The following is a 17,971-nucleotide window of genomic DNA, read 5'->3' on the forward strand; positions in this document are numbered from 1 at the left end:
GGCGTGGGAGGGGGCGGGGGAGGTGCTTGTGGTGGCGCCGGGGGCCTGGAGTGAGGAGGCGGGGGTGGGCGTGGTGGAGGGCGGCGTCGGGTTGGTCGTGGTGGTGGGGATGGGGAAGGGGGGTGAGATGGAGAAGGCGACGTCGGCGAGCTTGGCACGTGCGGACAGGGCGACCGTTTCGGCGCCGCGGCGGGAGCGCACGAAGGCGAGCGTGCGTACGTCGGCCAGGACGAGGTCCGCCAGCAGGTCCGCAGCCTCCGCCGTGGCCGTCCGCCGTACAGGAGCCCCTCCTTCGCCCCGGAGCTCCGTCAGGGGCGGCTCCCACAGCGCGATGGTGGTTGAGCCCTTGGGTGAGGCGTCCACCGTCACCTCGTCCATCTCAAGCCCCGTCAGCCGCGTCGCGAACACGCCAGGCTCGCTGGCCGTCGCCGAGGCGAGCACGAACGTGGGCCGGGCGTTGTAGCGGGCGCAGGCGCGGCGCAGGCGGCGCAGGATCTGGGCGACGTGCGAGCCGAAGACGCCGCGGTAGCCGTGGCACTCGTCCACGACGACCAGGCGCAGACGCCGGAAGAACGTCGACCACTGCGCGTGCCGGGGCAGGATGCTCCGGTGCAGCATGTCGGGGTTCGTCAGGACGTAGTTGGCGTGCTGGCGCACCCAGGTGCGCTCCTCGAACGGCGTGTCGCCGTCGAAGCAGGCCGCGCGCAGCTTGGTGATGCGCAGCTCACGCAGCCCGTGGAGCTGGTCGGCGGCCAGGGCCTTGGTCGGTGTCAGGTACAGGACCGTGCCGCCGTCGAGACACGAGGCGACCGCCGGGGTGAGGTACGCCAGGGACTTCCCCGAGGCCGTGCCCGTGGAAATGATCACGTTTCGGCCACGGTGTGCCAGGTCGGCGGCTTCGTACTGGTGAGGCCAGAGTCCTGTCACCCCGCGGTTCGCCAAGCGCGTAACAAGTACTTCAGGCGTCCATTCAGGCCAACGGACTTGACCCGCCTGACGTGCTGGAACATGCTCCACATGGGTGACACGCTCATGACGTGCGGGAACGCCAAGCAGGTGGTGGAGGAGTGGACCTGCCTGTTGTGGGGAGGATCCGGTAGAAGTCACTGTTTCCAGTCTTGCATCGAGGGGCAAAGTCGCCGGGAATCGTGATTTCGTATAGACACAAGCCAGGCGCGTGGTTGAATGCCGCGCGTCAGGGTCGGACAGTCTGGGGCCACGCTCCAGATTGCCAGGCCCGCAAGAGTACTTTCGCAGGCGAGGCGCTGGAGGATCTGTGGATCTGAAGTTGGATCACCGCACCGAAGACCGACTCACCATCGTGGAGGTCGAGGGTGAGATCGATGTCTACACGGCGCCGAGATTGCGTGAGCTCCTCATCGACCTGGTCAACAAGGGCAACTTCCACCTTCTTGTCAACATGGAGAAGGTCGACTTCCTCGACTCCACGGGCCTCGGTGTCCTGGTCGGGGGGCTCAAGCGGGTACGTGCGCATGACGGCTCCCTCGAGCTCGTCTGCACGCAGGAGCGCATCCTCAAGATCTTCCGGATCACCGGTCTGACCAAGGTCTTCGGGATCTACGCTTCGGTCGACGAGGCCAAGGAAGCTCACGGCAAAGACAAGTAGCATGGCTACCGTCGAGCTGACGTTCAGCGCCCTCCCCGCGCATGTGCGGACCGCACGGCTGGTGGCGACGGCGATCGCTCGCCGCACCGGCGTGGAGGAGTCCCTGCTGGACGAGGTCAGGCTCGCCGTGGGTGAGGCGTGTTCCCGGGCAGTGGAGGCACATCGCGCTCACTGTCCGGGCGAGCCCATCCGCATCGAGCTGCGTGACGACTCGGGGCGCTTCGAGGTCACGGTCAGCGACCAAGCCCCCAGTGACGAGATCAAGCAGGAACAACCCCTCGATCTGGGCATGCTCTCCGACTCGTTCATGTCGAACTTCGGCATCGCGGTCATCGAGGGCTTGGCCGATGACGTACAGGTCTTTCCCAGTCCTAAGGGGACGAATATTCGCATGAGCTGGCCGGCGGCCGTCGGCGTCTGATCCTGACCCTGACCTGAGCCGGGCTGACCCTCTCCGGGCCTTGTGGGGCTGGGTTCTGGCGGGCGTGTTCGGGTCCGGGGTCCGGCCTGTCCCCTGGTGCGCCTGTGGGCATGCCAGGCGTGTTCTGGGTAGGCGCCCATGTAGAAGTCCAGGCGTCCGGGGTCCCTGTGCCTGGGCGTCGGTCGTGTGGGGTTGCAGTCGTACGTGCTTCCCGGCGTGTCCGGCGCGGCGTCGGGAAGGCTGCGGCTGTGCCTCTCAACGGATGTGGCGGTGGGAGAGGCCTGTCGTGGCGCGGGCGGGTCGCGCGGGAGTACGGTCACGGGGGCCGGGTCTCTGGAGACGCGGTCACGCGTGAGTGGGTCGCGCGGCAGTGCGTCGTCGTGGGTGGGCAGAGGGCGGTTGTCCAGCCAGAGCGGGCAAGCGCGGGGCGAGCCGGGGCGCCGCAGCGTGGGCGCAGCGTGGGTGACCAACAGCTCCGGACCGAGCAGCGCCCGACCGAGCAGCGCAGGCCGAGCAGCGCACGGCTGAACGGCGCAGGGGTGCCAATGGTGCACAGCGGGTGATCCACGCGTACGGGCGTAGCGGGAAGCAGTAGCGCACAGGCGGGGCGCAAGCACGCACGTAGGCATGTCCGAAGCACGCAGGTCCGACACGCGCGTCAGAAGCACGCACGGCCGCGCACGTCCGCCCGGAGTGCGGGCCAGAACGCGCACAGAGCGCACTTGAGCGCAGAAGACACACGTCACCCGCCCAAGCCTCTCCTTCCCTTCCCGCACATCCACCCCCAAAACCCTCCCCAGCCTCCAAACCATGCCACCTCCAATGCGAATTACGGTCCGCCCGTTTCCTACTCTTGCTATGACCGTAACTCAGGGAAATTCCACTTGTCAGATCCCAAACCGGGTCCCAGGCAGGGGATTACTAGACACTCGCACAATTAGCGACCGCGAGAGCCTTCATATCCGCTGAGTGCCTGCGTAGACTCCCGGCACCGGCCAAGGTGATCCAGAGGAACGCGGATTCAACCGGAAGCGGCACCCACAACCCGGATGGTGCCGCAACACCCGCCGAGGAAAACTGCAGCACCGCCCGGGCAGGACGACCGGTCTTGCCGAGGAGAACGATGAGCAGGCACATGCTGGCAGCGGAGCCAGCGTCCAATCTGGCCCTGAGCGGAAACAATCTCACCATCGTGATCGTGGTCGCCGCGGTCGCACTCATCGCGCTGGCCGTAGCAGGCGGCCTGGTACGCGAGGTGCTGGCCGCCGGCCAGGGCACCGAACGAATGCAGAACATCGCGCGCGCCGTGCAAGAGGGCGCCGCCGCATACCTCGCGCGTCAGTTCCGCACGTTGGCGATCTTCGTCGTCGTGATTCCCTTCCTTTTGCTGTTGCTACCTGGAGAAACCGACGTACGCATCGGGCGCTCCCTCTTCTTCGTCGTCGGCGCGGTGTTCTCCGCGCTGACCGGATTCATGGGCATGTGGCTGGCCGTGCGCGGAAATGTCCGCGTCGCCGCCGCGGCCAGGGAAGCCGGGGAGAAGCGTGCCATGCGCATCGCGTTCCGCACCGGGGGTGTGGCCGGGATGTTCACCGTGGGCCTCGGCCTGTTCGGCGCGGCCGTGGTGGTGTTCTTCTACCAGGGCAACGCGCCCGGCGTGCTCGAGGGCTTCGGCTTCGGCGCGGCGCTGCTGGCGATGTTCATGCGAGTCGGCGGCGGCATCTTCACCAAGGCCGCCGACGTGGGCGCCGACCTCGTCGGCAAGGTCGAGCAGGGTATCCCCGAGGACGACCCGCGCAACCCCGCCACCATCGCCGACAACGTGGGCGACAACGTCGGCGACTGCGCCGGCATGGCGGCCGACCTGTTCGAGTCGTATGCGGTCATGCTCGTCGCGAGCCTCATCCTGGGCCGGGTGGCCTTCGGCCAGGAGGGGCTGGTCTTCCCCCTCATCGTCCCGATGATCGGCGTGATCACGGCGATCATCGGCATCTTCGTCACCAGGCTGCGCGACCGCGACCGCAGCGGCATGGCCGCGATCAACCGCAGCTTCTTCATCTCGGCCGCCATCTCGGCGGTGCTGGTGACGGCGGCGGCGTTCTGGTACCTGCCGAGCAGCTTCAGCGGCCTGAGCGGCTCCACCATCACCGGCTTCGACGCCGACCCGCGGCTGATCGCCATCGGCGCGGTCCTGATCGGCCTGGTGCTGGCCAGCGCCATCCAGCTGCTCACCGGGTACTTCACCGAGACCACCCGCCGCCCGGTCAGGGAGATCGGCGAGAGCTCGGCCACCGGCCCCGCCACCGTCATCCTGGCCGGCATCAGCGTCGGCCTGGAGTCGGCGGTCTACTCGGCGCTGCTCATCGGCGGCGCCGTCTACGGCGCGTTCCTGCTCGGCTTCGGGAACGTGACGGTCGCGCTGTTCGCGGTGGCCCTGGCGGGCACCGGCCTGCTGACCACGGTCGGCGTCATCGTCTCCATGGACACCTTCGGCCCGGTCTCCGACAACGCCCAGGGCATCGCGGAGATGTCCGGCGACGTCGAGGGTGAGGGCGCGCGCGTGCTGACCAGCCTCGACGCCGTGGGCAACACCACGAAGGCCATCACCAAGGGCATCGCCATCGCCACCGCCGTGCTGGCGGCCACGGCGCTGTTCGGCGCCTTCCGCACGGCGGTGGAGGGCGAGCTGGCCACGGCCACGCAGGCGGTCAAGAGCGCCCTGGGCAGCTTCTCGACCTTCTCGCTCAGCATCGACCAGCCGAACGTCCTGGTCGGCCTGATCATCGGCGCATCGGTCGTGTTCCTGTTCTCCGGCCTGGCGATCATGGCGGTCGGACGGGCCGCGATGCGGGTGGTCTTCGAGGTACGCGACCAGTTCCGCAACAACCCCGGCATCATGGACGGCACCCAGAAGCCCGAGTACGGCCGGGTCGTGGACATCTGCACCCGCGACTCGCTCCGCGAGCTGGCCACGCCGGGCCTGCTGGCGGTCATGACGCCGATCGCGGTCGGGTTCGCGCTGGGGTACGCCCCGCTGGGCGCGTTCCTGGCCGGGGCCATCGCCTGCGGCACCCTGATGGCCGTCTTCCTGGCCAACTCGGGCGGCGCCTGGGACAACGCCAAGAAGCTCGTCGAGGACGGTCACCACGGCGGCAAGGGCTCCGAGGCGCACGCCGCCACGGTCATCGGCGACACGGTCGGCGACCCGTTCAAGGACACGGCCGGTCCGGCCATCAACCCGCTGATCAAGGTGATGAACCTGGTGGCGCTGCTGGTGGCGCCCGCCGTGGTGCTGTACGCGGGCAACCCGGCCGTGCGCATCGGCATCACGGTGGTGGCGGTGGCCGTGGTGGTCGGCGCGATCATCGTCTCCAAGCGGCGCTCGGTGGCCAGCGAGCCGACCAGCAACAACAACAACAACAACAACGACAACGACCGCGATCCCGAGCCCGTCGCGTCGTAGCCGGACGGGCGCGCCCGCGAGGCGCACCCATACGGACCGAGCGCGCCCCGCAAGGCGCACTCGGTCAGCAGCAGAAGGACGAGCGCGCCCGCTCCCCGGCGAAGGGGGACGGGCGCGTCTCCACGTGAGTCCCCCGAAACCCCGAAGCCGGAACGGGACCTCGCGCACCCCAGTGGGAAACTGGGCGCGTGAACGATGACAACCGGCCCAGCGGCGGGAAGACCCTGGGCCTGATTCTCCTGGCGATGATCGGGATCCTCGCACTGATCATCGCGCTGTCCGTCTGGGCCTCGAGGACGGGATGACTCCGTGCGTACGTTGATCGTGCTCCGCCACGCGAAAGCCGCCCAGGTGCCGGGCCTGGCCGACCGAGAGCGACCCCTGACGGACCGGGGTGAGCGGGACGCCAAGCGGGTGGGCGACGAGCTCAGAGCGGCCGGCCTGGAGCCCGACGCGGTGCTCTGCTCCCCGGCGGTCAGGACCAGGCGCACCGCCGAGCTCGCCTTCCCCGAGGTGGAGATCAGCTACGAGCGCGACATCTACGAGGCCTACCCCGAGGAGCTGCTGGAGCTGCTCCGCCGCACCGACCCCGACCTGAGCACCGTCGTGCTGTGCGGCCACAACCCGGGCGTGCACGAGCTCGCGCTGGGGCTGGCCGGCGGCGAGTACGTGTTCAGGCCGGGAGCGTTCGCGGTCATCGAGGTGGAGCCCCCCTGGGAGGACCTCTGGCCGGGCCAGGGGCGCCTCATCACCAGGTGGGACCCGAAGGAGGACGGCTGAGGGCCGTGCGTGAGCACGTCGACGCCTACAGTGCCGTGAGCACGCCGTCCTCGGCGTCCGCGGCCTCCACCTCGTCCCGCGAGATCCCCAGCAGGTAGAGGATCGAGTCGAGGTACGGCGTGTTGACCGCGGTGTCGGCCGCCTGCCGCACCACGGGCTTGGCGTTGAACGCGATCCCGAGCCCGGCGGCGGCGATCATGTCGAGGTCGTTGGCGCCGTCGCCGATGGCGACCGTCTGGGAGATCGGCAGCTTGGCCTCGCGCGCGAAGCGCTCCAGCGCCCGCGCCTTGCCCGGCCGGTCGACGATCTCGCCGACGACGCGCCCGGTCAGGCGGCCGTCGGCGACTTCGAGCACGTTCGCGGCGGAGTAGTCGATGCCGAGCTCCTCGACCAGCCCGTCGGTGATCTGGGTGAAGCCGCCGCTGACGATGGCGAAGCGGTAGTCGAGCCGCTTGAGCGTGCGCACCAGCGTACGGGCGCCGGGCGTGAGCACGACCTCCTTGCGCACCTGCTCGAACACCTCGGCAGGCAGCCCTTCGAGCAGGGCCACCCGGCGGCGCAGCGACTCGGCGAAGTCGAGCTCGCCGCGCATGGCCTCCTCGGTGACCCTGGCGACCTCCTCCAGGCAGCCGGCGTGCGCCGCGAGCAGCTCGATGACCTCGCCCTGGATGAGGGTGGAGTCGACGTCCATGACGATCAGGCGCTTGGCGCGGCGTGACAGGCCGGTGCGCTGCACGGCCACGTCCACCTCCTGCGCGGCGGCCTCGGCGGCCAGCTCGACGCGCAGCGCGTCGGGGTTTGCGCCGGAGACGGACAGCTCGATGCAGGTGACGGGCCACTGGGCGAGGCGTTCGATGCGGTCGATGTTCGCGCCGGCGGCGGCGATGCGGCCGGCGATGCCCGCGATGGCGGCGGGCTGGAGGGTGGCGCCGAGCACGCTGACCGACAGACGCCCGCGGCGGCGCTGCTCCTTGGCCTGCGATCCGGTGGAGAGCTCCACCTCCATGCCGAGGTCCTCGGCCACGCGTTCGACGGCGGTCCACATGGCGCCGAGGGTGGTGCCCGTGCCGGTCGAGGGGCCGCCCGCGTACGCGACGAGCACGCCGAGCGTGAGCCGGCCTCGGATGACGACCTGCTCGATGTCGGCGACCGTTACCGGAAAATGCGACAGAACGGAGAAAAGACGTGAAGTGACGCCCGGGCGGTCAGGGCCGGTCAGTGTGATCAGGAGGGTGCGCTGGTCCACATCCAGCCACGGTACTGCGCCCGGTCCGATGCTCGCGAAGCAGGGCGAGCATTCGGGCCCGGGCGCAGGGGGTGAGCGCCTAGCGGACGACCTTGGTCTTCACCGTCTTGGCGAAGGCGAACTCGGGGACGCCGAGCCGGTCCAGCTCCTCCTTGGACATGTTCTCCATGCCCTGGTCGACGTTGTAGGTGACCACGCCGAGCGTCGCCGTCTGGGTGCCCTTGGCCTTCTTCGTGGTCTTCGCGACGAAGCGCATGCTGACGGCCTCGTCCTTCTCAACGACCCTGGGCACGAAGCAGTAGAAGGCGCGCCCGTCGAGGAAGCACTCGGTGCCCTTTTCCGCCCAGTAGTTGATCCGACGCAGGTCGACACCCTTGGGGAACTCGCCGCCGATGAACCAGGAGTCCGCGTAGTGCGGGCCCTTGTTGACGGCGTTAATCGTGTAGGTGATCTTTCCGCCGGCCTTGACCGTCTTGGACGCCTTCACCTTGACGTCGAAGGTGGAGAACGGCTCAACGGCTGCGGTGGCGGTGGCCGCGACAGCCGTGGTGGCCGAGGCCGGAACGGCCGGGAGGAGCAGGGCGCCTGCCGCGATTGCCAGCGCAGCACCCTTGATCAGGGGGTTTCGCATTCACGTCTCCGTTACGAAGGGACACGGGGACGTCACACAACCAGGCCCCCGTAAATGTCGGCTTTTCCTATCACAAACGCAAAATCTTCGTAAAGTGTATTACTTCAGAATCAGGTGCGTGTCGCCGAACTCGTGCCACAGATATCCCTTTCGCAACGCTTCGTGGTACGCCCGGCCCAGCGCAGCCTCCCCCGCGATCGCCGTCAGCATGAGCAGGTGGCTGGAGCGCGGCTCGTGCAGGCCCGTGATCAACCCCGTGACGGCCCGCACCCCGATCTCCGGCGTGACGATGTGCCCGGTCCAGCCCTCCGACGCGGTGACCCGCCCGCCGGCGCCCGCGGCCGTCTCCAGCGCCCGCACGACCGTGGTGCCCGCCGCGATCACGCGCCCGCCGTTCTCCCTGGTCAGGTTGACCAGCCGCGCCGTGGTGGCCGGCACCTCGTACCGCTCGGCGTAGGGCGGCTCGTCCTTCTCCGCCGAGGCCACCCCCGTGTGCAGCGTGATCGGCGCGATCCCGATCCCCCGCGCCACCAGCGCCGTCACCAGCTCGACGGTGAACGGCCGCGCCGCGCTCGGCATCTCCGCGCTGCCCGGCACGGTCGCGAACACGGTCTGGTACGCCTCGATCGGCCAGTCCCGCTCCACGTACGAGTAGCGGATCGGCACCCCGTGCACCCGCAGGTACGCCTCCACGTCCCGATCGAGCACCGCCCGCCACAGCCGCGGCGTCTCCCGCCCGACCAGCCGCAACGTGGCCCGCCCCGGCATCGGCAGCCACTCGCCGGGCTCGCCCCCGCCGTACGGCTCCGACCCCTTGCCGGTACGGCGGCGCAGCTCCACCAGCCACGTGCCGTCCGGCCTGGCGGTCGAGAAGTGCACGGCCAGGCGGTCCAGCCGGACGGCCGCGGGCAGGGTCGCCGAGTTGTTCACCACGATCAGGTCGCCGGGCTCCAGCAGGCCGGGCAGGTCGCTGAAGTGGTGATGGGACGGCTCCGCCTCCCCCCGCGAGACCATCAGCCGGACCGCGTCCCTGGACATGCCCCTCGCCTCGGGCGGTTCGTTGGCCGACAGGCCGGGCGGCAGCGAGAAGTCCAGCGCGGCGGTCATTGCAGGCTCACCTTTCCGCTCGCAGGGCGGGAGGCGACCAGGTCGTGCAGCGCCGCCGCCACCTTGGCGGGGTCCGCGGCGGACGCGGCCTCCTCGGCGCCCACGGCGTCGGCGAGCATGCGGGTGTTCATCTCGCCCGGGTCGGCCCACCAGACGCGCAGCTCGGGCTCCTCGGCGGACAGCACGTTGGAGAGCTGCTCGAGTGCGGCCTTGGTGGCGCCGTAGCCGCCCCAGCCCTCGTACGCGCCGGTCGCGGCGTCGGAGGTGATGTTCACGATCGCGCCGCGGGAGGCGCGCAGCGCCGGCAGCGTGGCCTGGACGAGGGCGAGCGGAGCCGTCACGTTCGTCTCCAGCAGCGCCCTGAACGCCTCCAGCGGGTAGATGGCCAGCGGCGGCAGCGGCGTCACGCCGAGGTCGCCGGCGTTGTTGACCAGCAGGTCCAGCTCGGGCGCCGCCTCGGCCAGCCGCCGGACGTGCGCGGGATCCGTCACGTCGCCGGGGATCGCGGTCGCGCCGAGCTCGTCGGCGGCCCGCTCCAGGTCGTGCGACCCGCGGGCGGTGAGCACGAGGTTCCAGCCCGCGCCGGCCAGCACTCTGGCCAGGGCGAGACCCAGTCCGCGGGAGGCGCCGGTGATAATCGCGGTGTTCGTCATACAACCGACGGTAGGAACGCGGCGCGCGCCGGGCATCGGGCGCAGGACCGGTGCGGGCCTCGGCACATCGTCCTAGGACCATAGAGTGGGCGCCGTGACCTCAGACCGGGACGAGATCCTGCAGGCGGTGAGCTCCGCGGTGCTCGCGGTCACCCGCCACCTGTCGGTGCGCGAGGTGCTGCAGGTCATCGTACGCTCCGCGCAACGGCTGCTCGACGCCCGCTACGCCGCGCTCGGCGTGCCCGACGAGGACGGGTCGTTCGCCGAGTTCGTCGCCGAGGGCCTGACCGACAAGCAGTGGGACGCGATCGGGCCGCTGCCCAGGCAGCACGGCATGCTCGGCGCCATGCTCCGCGACGGCACCCCCGTCAGGCTGCCCGACCTGCGCAAGGACCCGAGGTTCGAGTGGTGGCCGAAGGCGCACCCGGTGATGAAGGACTTCCTCGGGGTGCCGATCCGCGACGGCGAGCAGGTGCTCGGCATCATCTTCCTGGCGAACAAGCGCGCGGGCGGCGGCTTCACCCAGGAGGACCAGGAGCTGCTCACGCTGTTCGCCGCGCACGCCGCGATCGCGCTGATCAACGCCAGGCTGTACGAGCGCGGGCGCGAGCTGGCGATGCTGGAGGAGCGCAACCGGGTGGCCAGGGAGCTGCACGACGCGGTCACCCAGAAGCTGTTCTCGCTGCGCCTGTCCGCGCAGGCCGCGGGCGCCATGCTGGACAAGGCCCCCGGCAAGGCCGCCGCCGAGCTCGAACGCGTCCAGCGGCTGGCCGGCGAGGCCCTGTCCGAGCTGCGCGCGGTGATCGTCGAGCTGCGCCCCGCCGAGCTCGACCGGCACGGGCTGCCTGAGACGCTGCGCAAGCACGTGCGCCTGCTCGACCGGCTGCATCCGGCCGTGGTCACGTTCGAGTGCGCCGAGCTGCCGCCGCTCGACTCGGCGGTCGAGGTGGCGGTACTGCGGGTGGCGCAGGAGGCGCTGCACAACGCGCTGCGGCACTCGGGGGCCGAGACGGTGTCGGTGCGGCTGGCGTACGCCGGCGGCAGGCTGGAGCTGGTCGTGCGCGACGACGGGAGCGGGTTCGAGCAGGCGGACTCGCGCGGGCTGGGCCTGGTGTCGATGCGCGACAGGGCCGAGGCCGTCGGAGGCGAGATGTCGGTGGAGTCGGCGCCCGGCGCCGGGACCACCGTACGCGTGGAGGTGAGCGTGTGATCCGGGTGCTGATCGCCGACGATCATCCGGTGGTGCGGCAGGGGCTGCGGACGTTCCTCGACCTGCAGGACGACATCACGGTCGTCGGCGAGGCGGGCGACGGGGCGCAGGCCGTCGAGCTGGTCGGGGAGCTGTCGCCCGACGTGCTGCTCCTCGACCTGAAGATGCCGGTGATGGACGGGCTCGGCGCGCTGGAGCGGCTGTCGGGCGGTGCGACCAGGATCGTGGTGCTGACCTCGGTGAGCGACCCGTCCGACGTGGGCCCCGCGATGCGGGCGGGAGCCGCCGGGTTCCTCTACAAGGACGTCGATCCGACCGCGCTCGTCCAGGCCGTACGCGCCGTGCACGGCGGGCAGGTGCTGCTGGCCCCGGAGGCGGCGGAGGCGATGCTGGCCCCCGCGGCGGACGCGGCCGTCCCCGCGCCGGTGCCGCTGACGGAGCGCGAGCGCGAGGTGCTCGCGCTGATCGCGGCGGGCCGCTCCAACCGGGAGATCGCGCGGAGCCTGGCCGTGGCGGAGAAGACGGTCAAGACGCACGTCTCCAACGTGCTGATGAAGCTGGGCGTGCAGGACCGCACCCAGGCCGCGCTGTACGCGGTACGGCACGGCCTGGGCTGAAGGCGCCTACGTGCGCCGTCGGCATCGTCCCCCTGGACGAGGGCGTGGCCGTCGTCTCGGGCGGCAAGGACGAGCTGGTCAGGCTCTGGAAGTCCGAGGACGACGCTATGGGTTCCTGACGGGCTCGAAGATCGCGTGGTGCGCCGCCACGAGCGCGCGGCGTACCGCACGGTCGAGGTCGCGCAGCGCGGCCCCGCGCACGGCAACCTGCCCCGAGGTGAGCCCCCGCTCGTCGGCCACGCGCAGCACCACCGCCAGCCTCGTGGCCAGGGCGGAGACCCGGTGGGCCCGTCCCGGGTAGCCGGGCGCGAGCTCCCCGCCGCGCCCCGGCCCCTCCGGACGGTCCTGCGCGGGCCCGTCCACCGACGTCAGGGCCTCGATGGCGGCGCGCATCGCGTCGGACAGCTCCCGCTCGGCCTCGGCCAGCGACGGCAGGTCGTGGCGGACGGGCCCGGCGTCGTGCACCTCCAGCCGTACCCCGCGGTAGGAGGACCCCCGTCGGTCGGGGTGGGGCACGAAACCGAGGTTGCGGTCGCTGAGCACGGCGACGGCCGCCTGCCCCGCGTCCACGGCGGCCGAGTTGAACGACGGCGGCCCGGACAGCCCGAGCGGGTCTCCGGGCGCGGGCAGGGCCAGCCGCAGCTCCCGCAGGCCTTCGGCGCGCAGGTTTGCGAGGTATTTACGCAGGGGCACGTCGCCCGCGACGGCGGGCCCGCCGACGGCTTCCACGTGGTCAGCCGCCTCGTCGAGCCCCACGTGGCCGGACAGCCACGCGTTGCCCCAGGCGACCAGGGATGGACAGACAGGCGATTCAGGGCGCACCGATCCACGATAAGCGCTCGCCCTGCAATAGGTTTGTCCCGAGGGTGACTCCTAAGGAGGTATCGGGGATGGGTGGTCAGGTGCTGCGGCTCCAGGACGTCGCCGTCAGGCGCGACGGAGCGGCCCTGCTGCGCGGCATCGACTGGACGGTCAACGGGGACGAGCGGTGGGCCGTCATCGGTCCCAACGGCGCGGGCAAGACGACGTTGCTGCAGGTCGCGGGCACGTTGTTGTACCCGAGCGAGGGTGTCGTCGAGGTGCTGGGGGAGCGGCTGGGGCAGGCGGACGTGTTCGACCTGCGACCCAGGATCGGGCTGGCGAGCGCCGCGCTGGCCGAGCGCATCCCTCCGGAGGAGAAGGTCATCGACCTCGTCCTGACCGCCTCGTACGGGATCATGGGCCGCTGGACGGAGGAGTACGACTCCAACGACGTCACCAGGGCCGTCGAGCTGATCGACATGATGGGCGCCGCCCATCTCATCAGGCGGCGCTTCGGCACCCTGTCGGAGGGCGAGCGCAAGCGCGTGCAGATCGCCCGTGCGCTGATGCCCGACCCCGAGATGCTCCTGCTCGACGAGCCGGCGGCCGGGCTCGACCTGGGCGGCAGGGAGGATCTGGTGCGCCGCCTGTCGGTGCTGGCGGGCGATTACCGCTCGCCGACGCTGGTGCTGGTGACGCACCACGTGGAGGAGGTGCCGGCCGGCTTCACGCACGCGCTGCTGCTGCGGCACGGCTCGGTGGTGGCCCAGGGGCCGCTGGAGCACGTCATGACCGCGGAAAACCTCTCGCAGACGTTCGGGGTGCCGCTGTCGCTGGACCGGAGCGCGGAGGGCCGCTGGTACGCGCGCGCTCACTAGATCACCTTTTATGGTGATAAAGACGCCGATCCTCAAAACCAAATAGGATCTACGTAGTCGGTTCCCTCGACTCCGGAGCGTCGCCATGTCCGTCGAGCAGCTCATCGTCGCCCTGGTCGTGGTCGCGGCGGTGGGCTTCGGGGTGGCCCGCACGATCCGCATCATCCCGCAGGCCACGGCCGCCATCGTCGAGCGCCTGGGGCGCTACCATCGCACGCTCACGCCCGGGCTGAACCTGGTGGTGCCCTTCATCGACCGCATCAAGGACATGATCGACCTGCGGGAGCAGGTGGTGTCGTTCCCGCCGCAGCCCGTGATCACCTCCGACAACCTCGTGGTCTCCATCGACACCGTCATCTACTTCCAGGTCACCAACCCGAAGGCGGCCACGTACGAGATCGCGAACTTCCTGATCGGCGTCGAGCAGCTCACGGTCACCACGCTGCGCAACGTGGTCGGCGGCATGGACCTCGAACGCACGCTGACCTCCCGCGAGGACATCAACACCGCGCTGCGCGGCGTGCTGGACGAGGCCACCGGCAAGTGGGGCATCCGGGTCAACCGGGTCGAGCTCAAGGCCATCGACCCGCCCGCCTCCATCCAGGACTCGATGGAGAAGCAGATGCGCGCCGACCGCGACAAGCGCGCCGCCGTGCTGACCGCCGAAGGGCAGCGCCAGGCGGCGATCCTGGCCGCCGAGGGCGAGAAGCAGGCGTCGGTGCTGCGGGCGCGCGGCGAGGCGGAGGCCGCCGTGCTGCGCGCGCAGGCGGAGGCCGAGGCCCAGGCCATGCGGGCCAAGGGGCAGGCGGACGCGATCGGCATGGTCTTCAGGGCCATCCACGAGGGCAAGCCGGACCAGCACCTGCTCGCCTACCAGTACCTCCAGACCCTGCCCGAGATCGCCAAGGGCGACGCCAATAAGATTTGGATCGTCCCCTCTGAAATGGGCAAAGTCTTGGAGAACCTGGGCGGCCTGTTCACACCCCCCAAGGGACAGGACAGCCGGTAGGAAACCCGCCGCCGCGGCCTCGACCGGGCATCACGCGGCGGCATCGGGAGGGTTTCGTGACGGGCTGGGAGCTGGCGGCGGTGTGCGCCGCCGGTGTGGTCGCAGGGGCCATCAACGCGGTGGTCGGTTCGGGGTCGCTGATCACGTTCCCCACGCTGGTGGCGCTGGGAGTGGACCCTGTCACCGCGAACGTCTCCAACACCGTCGGCCTCGTGCCGGGCTCCTTCAGCGCCGCCTACGGGTACCGCACCGAGCTCCAGGGCCAGCGCGACCGGCTGCTGCGGCTGGGCGCGGCGTCGGCGCTCGGGGCGCTGATCGGCGGGATCCTGCTGCTGTTCCTCGATCCGGACGTGTTCGAGATCGTCGTCGTGGTCCTGATCGCGCTGGCCTGCGTGCTCGTCATGACGCAGCCCAGGCTCAACGCGTGGGTGGCCGCGCGGCGCGAGCAGGCGCACCCGCACGGCGGCACGGCCCTGTGGCTGGGCGTGCTGGGCGCGGGCGTCTACGGCGGGTACTTCGGGGCCGCCCAGGGGGTGCTGCTGATCGGGCTGCTCGGCATCTTCCTCGACGACGGCCTGCAGCGGGTGAACGCCGCCAAGAACGTGCTGGCGCTGATCGTCAACGCGGTGGCGGCGGCCTTCTTCATCGTGGCCGCGGACGTGGACTGGCAGGCCGCGGCGGGCGTGGCGCTGGGCGCGATCGTGGGCGGCTTCCTGGGTGCCCGGCTGGGGCGCCGCATCCCCGCCCCGGTGCTGCGCGCGGTCATCGTGTGTGTGGGCATCGGGGCGATTGTCGTACTGGTGTACGGATAATCGTCCGTGGGTAGGAACCCGGTATGAAAGGTGACCGGGTGGAGATCGTCATCGACGCCGGAGAGTCGTCGCCGCGCACCTACGAGATCAGGGCCACCCGCGCCGGCCGCCGGGTCGAGGTGGCCACTCGGCGAGGGCTCGTGGAGGTGAGCGAGGTCACCCGCAGCGGCACCCCGGTGCGTACGGCCCGCTTCATGTCCAGCCGCATCCTCGCCCTCGTCGAGCACCCCGCCGACGAGGCCACGGCTGACGGGGCCACGGCCGGCGGGGCCTGAATCCCGCTCGCCCGAATCGCGCTCGGGGGCCAGGTCAGCGGAAGTCGGCGGCGTGGTCCTCGGCCCACTGGCGGAAGCTCAGCGCGGGCCGGCCGAGCAGCCGCTGCACGGTGTCGGTGGCCCGCTCGGGGGCGGTGACGAAGCTCGCCCACGCCTGCAGCGCGCTCCGCACGAACGCCTCGTCCCCCCAGGCCGCCAAGAGCCGCTCGCGGGCCTCCTCCGGCGGCTGCTCCTCCCAGCGCACCTCACGCCCGACCACCTCGCCGATCACCCGCACCTGCTCGGCCTGCGTCAGCTCGTCGGGCCCGGTGATGGCGTACGAGGCCCCGTTGTGCCCCGCGGAGGTGAGCACGTGCACGGCCACCGCCGCGATGTCCTTCTCGTGGATCAGCGCCCGGGACGCCTCCCCGTACGGCCAGCGCACCACCCCCTGTCTCACCTGGTCCGCCCACCCCAGCGTGTTCGCCGCGAAACCGCCGGGCTGCAGGAACGTCCAGCCGAGCCCCGAGCGCCGGATGAGCCCCTCGATCTCCCCGTAGTGCCCGGCGGAGCCGTCGCCGCCCGGCACGAACGCCGACAGGTACACCACCCGCCGCGCGTGCCCGGCGATCGCCGAGACCACCTCCGCCGCGTTGCCCGTGGAGAGGCCGGGCCAGAGCAGGAACACGCTCTCCACGTCCTTCAGCGCGGGTTCGAGCGTCTCGGGGACGGTCAGGTCGCCCTGAACGGCCTCCACGCCCGCCTGCACCCGCTCGGGGCGCCTGGCGAACGCCCGCACGTCGATGCCCGCCGCGGCGAGCTGCGCCACCACATGCCTGCCAACATTTCCGGTCGCGCCGGTCACAAGAATCTTGCCCATGCCACGACCGTAGGACCTCAACCAAACTTCAGGTCAACCCCGGCCGCACCTGGATGGTGCCGTCACGCCTGATCCGCGTCTCGAACACGGGCGCCGGCGCGGTCGCGGGCCCGTGCTTGACCGACCCGTCGGCCAGCCGGAACGTGCTGCTGTGCCACGGGCACACCACGCACGCCTCCCCGTCCTCCATGACGAGCCTGCCCTGGTGCAGCGGCCCCGCCAGGTGCGGGCACCGGTCGGCCAGCACGGTCACGCCGTCACCCTGGCGCAGCACGAAGAGCTGGATGTACCCCAGCCGCCTGGCCACCGGACGGCCTTCGGGCAGGTCCTTGAGCGGGCACAGGTCATGCCAGCCCAGCGGCACCAGGTGGGTCACCTGCGGCGCGTGGTTGGCCCCGGCGGCCTGCCGGTACGCCAGGTGCCCGCCGAGGTAGGCGCCGAGCCCGCCCACGGCCAGCCCGGCGAAGGAGAGCATCCGGCCGGGCCGTTCGTGCCCGCGCACGCGGGTAATCAGCGAGGCGGTCATGAGGCCGAGCGCGGTCATGTTCGCCGCCATGTGCACGAAGCCCACCCGCTGCTGCTCGCGGTGGAGCGAGGACCAGTCGGTCAGCCCCGCCGCCGCCGTGGGCAGGGCGTTGACCAGGCCCGTGGCGAGCAGCAGCCGCGAGGCCCGCGGATCGGCGCGTGCCAGGTCCAGCACGGCCGTGGAGAGCCAGCAGCCCAGGCTGACCGTGGCCAGCGGTGGATGCACCGGCTCTCCGATGGGGACGCCGTGCAGCAGGTCGCGCAGGCGGCCCTGGGGCAGCCGCTGCCGCACGAACTTGGCCAGCCCCCTGATCGGCTTGTCCATGGCCTTCGACTTCTCGAGCCGATCGGCGATGGCGACCGGCCCGGCGAAACCCCGAAACTGCCGACGTCTCGCTCGTACTGTCTCTTTCACGACAAGTCCCCTACCCCGGGCATGTGGGGATCACTCGGACAGGTGTCCGCGGGCCACGGAGAGTTCGACCAGCTCCAAGGCGTACGCGCCGAGCGAGGGCGAGCCCTCCTCGATGATCCGCACCTTCTCCCTGACCTCCGCGGCCGTCACCTTGAACAGCGGCCACGTGCCGCCCTCGGTGTGGTGGTTGGCCAGGATCGGGGCGAAACGGTCGAGTGCCTTGGCGAACCTCGCCTCCGGCGTCTTCCTGGCCTCGAACTCGTCCCACAGCTCCCGCAGCCACACCCCCTGCTCGTCCGGCAGCAGGCCGAAGATGCGGTCGGCGGCGGCCCGCTCGGCCTCGGCCTGCGCCTCGACCGCCACCGTGTCGTAGATGAACGTGTCACCGGCGTCGATCTCCACCAGGTCGTGCACCAACAGCAGGGCCACCACCCGTTGCAGGTCCGTTCCGGGTGGGGCATGCTCGCCGAGGACCATCGCCAGCGTGCCCACGTACCAGGAGTGCTCGGCGGAGTTCTCCCGCCGCGAGCCGTCGATGAGATGGTTGCGGCGGATGATCCGCTTCAACTTGTCGATCTCGATGGCGAAGGCGATCTGGGCGTTCAGGCGGTCCTCTTCTGGCGCGATAGTCACGCGCGACAC

The 17,971-nt window shown here is 70.8% G+C and carries 19 protein-coding genes; 10 read left to right on the plus strand and 9 right to left on the minus strand.

Annotation, left to right across the window (positions count from 1 at the left end; translation table 11 throughout):
• On the minus strand, positions 1–867 hold an 867-nt coding region (locus tag ACBJ32_RS54910), incomplete at its 3' end, for a DEAD/DEAH box helicase (RefSeq protein WP_375133631.1).
• A gap of 409 nt (positions 868–1,276) precedes the next feature.
• On the opposite strand from ACBJ32_RS54910, the gene ACBJ32_RS54915 reads away from it, so the two are divergent.
• The 4 genes from ACBJ32_RS54915 to ACBJ32_RS54930 all read left to right on the plus strand — a co-directional run bounded on the left by ACBJ32_RS54915 (position 1,277) and on the right by ACBJ32_RS54930 (position 6,291).
• Positions 1,277–1,627, plus strand: coding sequence for an STAS domain-containing protein (locus ACBJ32_RS54915; protein WP_043629845.1), 351 nt, complete (start codon positions 1,277–1,279; stop codon positions 1,625–1,627).
• 1 nt (position 1,628) lies between these two features.
• Positions 1,629–2,048, plus strand: a complete 420-nt coding sequence (locus ACBJ32_RS54920; protein ID WP_103956794.1) for an ATP-binding protein — start codon at positions 1,629–1,631, stop codon at positions 2,046–2,048.
• A 1,123-nt stretch (positions 2,049–3,171) separates the two neighbouring features.
• Positions 3,172–5,511, plus strand: a complete 2,340-nt coding sequence (locus ACBJ32_RS54925; protein WP_375133632.1) for a sodium-translocating pyrophosphatase — start codon at positions 3,172–3,174, stop codon at positions 5,509–5,511.
• A gap of 309 nt (positions 5,512–5,820) precedes the next feature.
• Complete coding sequence (locus ACBJ32_RS54930; RefSeq protein WP_357875159.1) at positions 5,821–6,291, plus strand: histidine phosphatase family protein; 471 nt, start codon at positions 5,821–5,823, stop codon at positions 6,289–6,291.
• A 25-nt stretch (positions 6,292–6,316) separates the two neighbouring features.
• Here ACBJ32_RS54930 and serB read toward each other — a convergent pair whose 3' ends face one another.
• The 4 genes from serB to ACBJ32_RS54950 form a co-directional block, all read right to left on the minus strand.
• The gene (gene serB / locus ACBJ32_RS54935) at positions 6,317–7,537 is read right to left on the minus strand and encodes a phosphoserine phosphatase SerB (protein ID WP_357875161.1); all 1,221 of its coding nucleotides are present in this window, start codon (positions 7,535–7,537) and stop codon (positions 6,317–6,319) included.
• A gap of 79 nt (positions 7,538–7,616) precedes the next feature.
• Positions 7,617–8,168: a hypothetical protein gene (locus ACBJ32_RS54940; protein ID WP_375133633.1), complete on the minus strand. Its 552-nt coding sequence runs from the start codon at positions 8,166–8,168 to the stop codon at positions 7,617–7,619.
• Between the two features lie 99 nt (positions 8,169–8,267).
• Positions 8,268–9,275, minus strand: a complete 1,008-nt coding sequence (locus ACBJ32_RS54945) for an S-adenosylmethionine:tRNA ribosyltransferase-isomerase (RefSeq protein ID WP_375133634.1) — start codon at positions 9,273–9,275, stop codon at positions 8,268–8,270.
• The gene (locus ACBJ32_RS54950) at positions 9,272–9,928 is read right to left on the minus strand and encodes an SDR family oxidoreductase (RefSeq protein ID WP_375133635.1); all 657 of its coding nucleotides are present in this window, start codon (positions 9,926–9,928) and stop codon (positions 9,272–9,274) included. Before ACBJ32_RS54950 ends, ACBJ32_RS54945 begins: the two co-directional genes overlap by 4 nt.
• Positions 9,929–10,022: 94 nt before the next feature.
• Here ACBJ32_RS54950 and ACBJ32_RS54955 point away from each other — a divergent pair, with 94 nt between their 5' ends.
• Entirely contained in the window at positions 10,023–11,138 is a 1,116-nt protein-coding gene (locus ACBJ32_RS54955) for a GAF domain-containing sensor histidine kinase (protein WP_357875169.1), read from the plus strand.
• Complete coding sequence (locus ACBJ32_RS54960; RefSeq protein ID WP_375133636.1) at positions 11,135–11,755, plus strand: response regulator; 621 nt, start codon at positions 11,135–11,137, stop codon at positions 11,753–11,755. The genes ACBJ32_RS54955 and ACBJ32_RS54960 overlap by 4 nt, the downstream gene beginning before the upstream one ends.
• Positions 11,756–11,860: 105 nt before the next feature.
• Here ACBJ32_RS54960 and ACBJ32_RS54965 read toward each other — a convergent pair whose 3' ends face one another.
• Positions 11,861–12,577 carry a hypothetical protein gene (locus ACBJ32_RS54965; protein WP_375133637.1) on the minus strand — a complete coding sequence of 239 codons (717 nt, stop codon included), beginning with the start codon at positions 12,575–12,577 and terminating at the stop codon, positions 11,861–11,863.
• Between the two features lie 68 nt (positions 12,578–12,645).
• Here ACBJ32_RS54965 and ACBJ32_RS54970 point away from each other — a divergent pair, with 68 nt between their 5' ends.
• From ACBJ32_RS54970 to ACBJ32_RS54985, 4 genes are all read left to right on the plus strand, one after another.
• A complete protein-coding gene (locus ACBJ32_RS54970; protein WP_357875177.1) occupies positions 12,646–13,434 on the plus strand; it encodes an ABC transporter ATP-binding protein in 789 nt (262 codons plus the stop codon).
• 85 nt (positions 13,435–13,519) lie between these two features.
• On the plus strand, positions 13,520–14,443 hold the full coding sequence (locus tag ACBJ32_RS54975) for an SPFH domain-containing protein (protein ID WP_357875179.1): 924 nt from the start codon (positions 13,520–13,522) through the stop codon (positions 14,441–14,443).
• 56 nt (positions 14,444–14,499) lie between these two features.
• Positions 14,500–15,255: a sulfite exporter TauE/SafE family protein gene (locus ACBJ32_RS54980; RefSeq protein WP_357875181.1), complete on the plus strand. Its 756-nt coding sequence runs from the start codon at positions 14,500–14,502 to the stop codon at positions 15,253–15,255.
• Between the two features lie 23 nt (positions 15,256–15,278).
• Complete coding sequence (locus tag ACBJ32_RS54985; RefSeq protein WP_357875183.1) at positions 15,279–15,530, plus strand: hypothetical protein; 252 nt, start codon at positions 15,279–15,281, stop codon at positions 15,528–15,530.
• Between the two features lie 34 nt (positions 15,531–15,564).
• Here the strand turns inward: ACBJ32_RS54985 and ACBJ32_RS54990 are convergent, their stop codons facing one another.
• From ACBJ32_RS54990 to ACBJ32_RS55000, 3 genes are all read right to left on the minus strand, one after another.
• The gene (locus tag ACBJ32_RS54990) at positions 15,565–16,389 is read right to left on the minus strand and encodes an NAD(P)H-binding protein (RefSeq protein ID WP_375133638.1); all 825 of its coding nucleotides are present in this window, start codon (positions 16,387–16,389) and stop codon (positions 15,565–15,567) included.
• Positions 16,390–16,417: 28 nt separating this feature from the next.
• Complete coding sequence (locus ACBJ32_RS54995) at positions 16,418–17,239, minus strand: Rieske 2Fe-2S domain-containing protein (protein WP_357875187.1); 822 nt, start codon at positions 17,237–17,239, stop codon at positions 16,418–16,420.
• Positions 17,240–17,359: 120 nt separating this feature from the next.
• Positions 17,360–17,971 carry an HD domain-containing protein gene (locus ACBJ32_RS55000; protein ID WP_357875189.1) on the minus strand — a complete coding sequence of 204 codons (612 nt, stop codon included), beginning with the start codon at positions 17,969–17,971 and terminating at the stop codon, positions 17,360–17,362.

Origin of the sequence: Nonomuraea sp. GTA35 (assembly GCF_041950525.1) — a bacterium.
In the GTDB taxonomy this organism is placed as follows: domain Bacteria; phylum Actinomycetota; class Actinomycetes; order Streptosporangiales; family Streptosporangiaceae; genus Nonomuraea.

Excerpts from the sequence above, each read along its gene's own strand:
- ACBJ32_RS54985 (WP_357875183.1), top strand. The coding sequence starts at position 15,279 with ATGAAAGGTGACCGGGTGGAGATCGTCATCGACGCCGGAGAGTCGTCG.
- ACBJ32_RS54990 (WP_375133638.1), bottom strand. The coding sequence starts at position 16,389 with ATGGGCAAGATTCTTGTGACCGGCGCGACCGGAAATGTTGGCAGGCAT.
- ACBJ32_RS54975 (WP_357875179.1), top strand. The coding sequence starts at position 13,520 with ATGTCCGTCGAGCAGCTCATCGTCGCCCTGGTCGTGGTCGCGGCGGTG.
- ACBJ32_RS54995 (WP_357875187.1), bottom strand. The coding sequence starts at position 17,239 with ATGGACAAGCCGATCAGGGGGCTGGCCAAGTTCGTGCGGCAGCGGCTG.
- ACBJ32_RS54925 (WP_375133632.1), top strand. The coding sequence starts at position 3,172 with ATGAGCAGGCACATGCTGGCAGCGGAGCCAGCGTCCAATCTGGCCCTG.
- ACBJ32_RS54950 (WP_375133635.1), bottom strand. The coding sequence starts at position 9,928 with ATGACGAACACCGCGATTATCACCGGCGCCTCCCGCGGACTGGGTCTC.
- ACBJ32_RS54920 (WP_103956794.1), top strand. The coding sequence starts at position 1,629 with ATGGCTACCGTCGAGCTGACGTTCAGCGCCCTCCCCGCGCATGTGCGG.
- ACBJ32_RS54945 (WP_375133634.1), bottom strand. The coding sequence starts at position 9,275 with ATGACCGCCGCGCTGGACTTCTCGCTGCCGCCCGGCCTGTCGGCCAAC.
- ACBJ32_RS54970 (WP_357875177.1), top strand. The coding sequence starts at position 12,646 with ATGGGTGGTCAGGTGCTGCGGCTCCAGGACGTCGCCGTCAGGCGCGAC.
- ACBJ32_RS54940 (WP_375133633.1), bottom strand. The coding sequence starts at position 8,168 with ATGCGAAACCCCCTGATCAAGGGTGCTGCGCTGGCAATCGCGGCAGGC.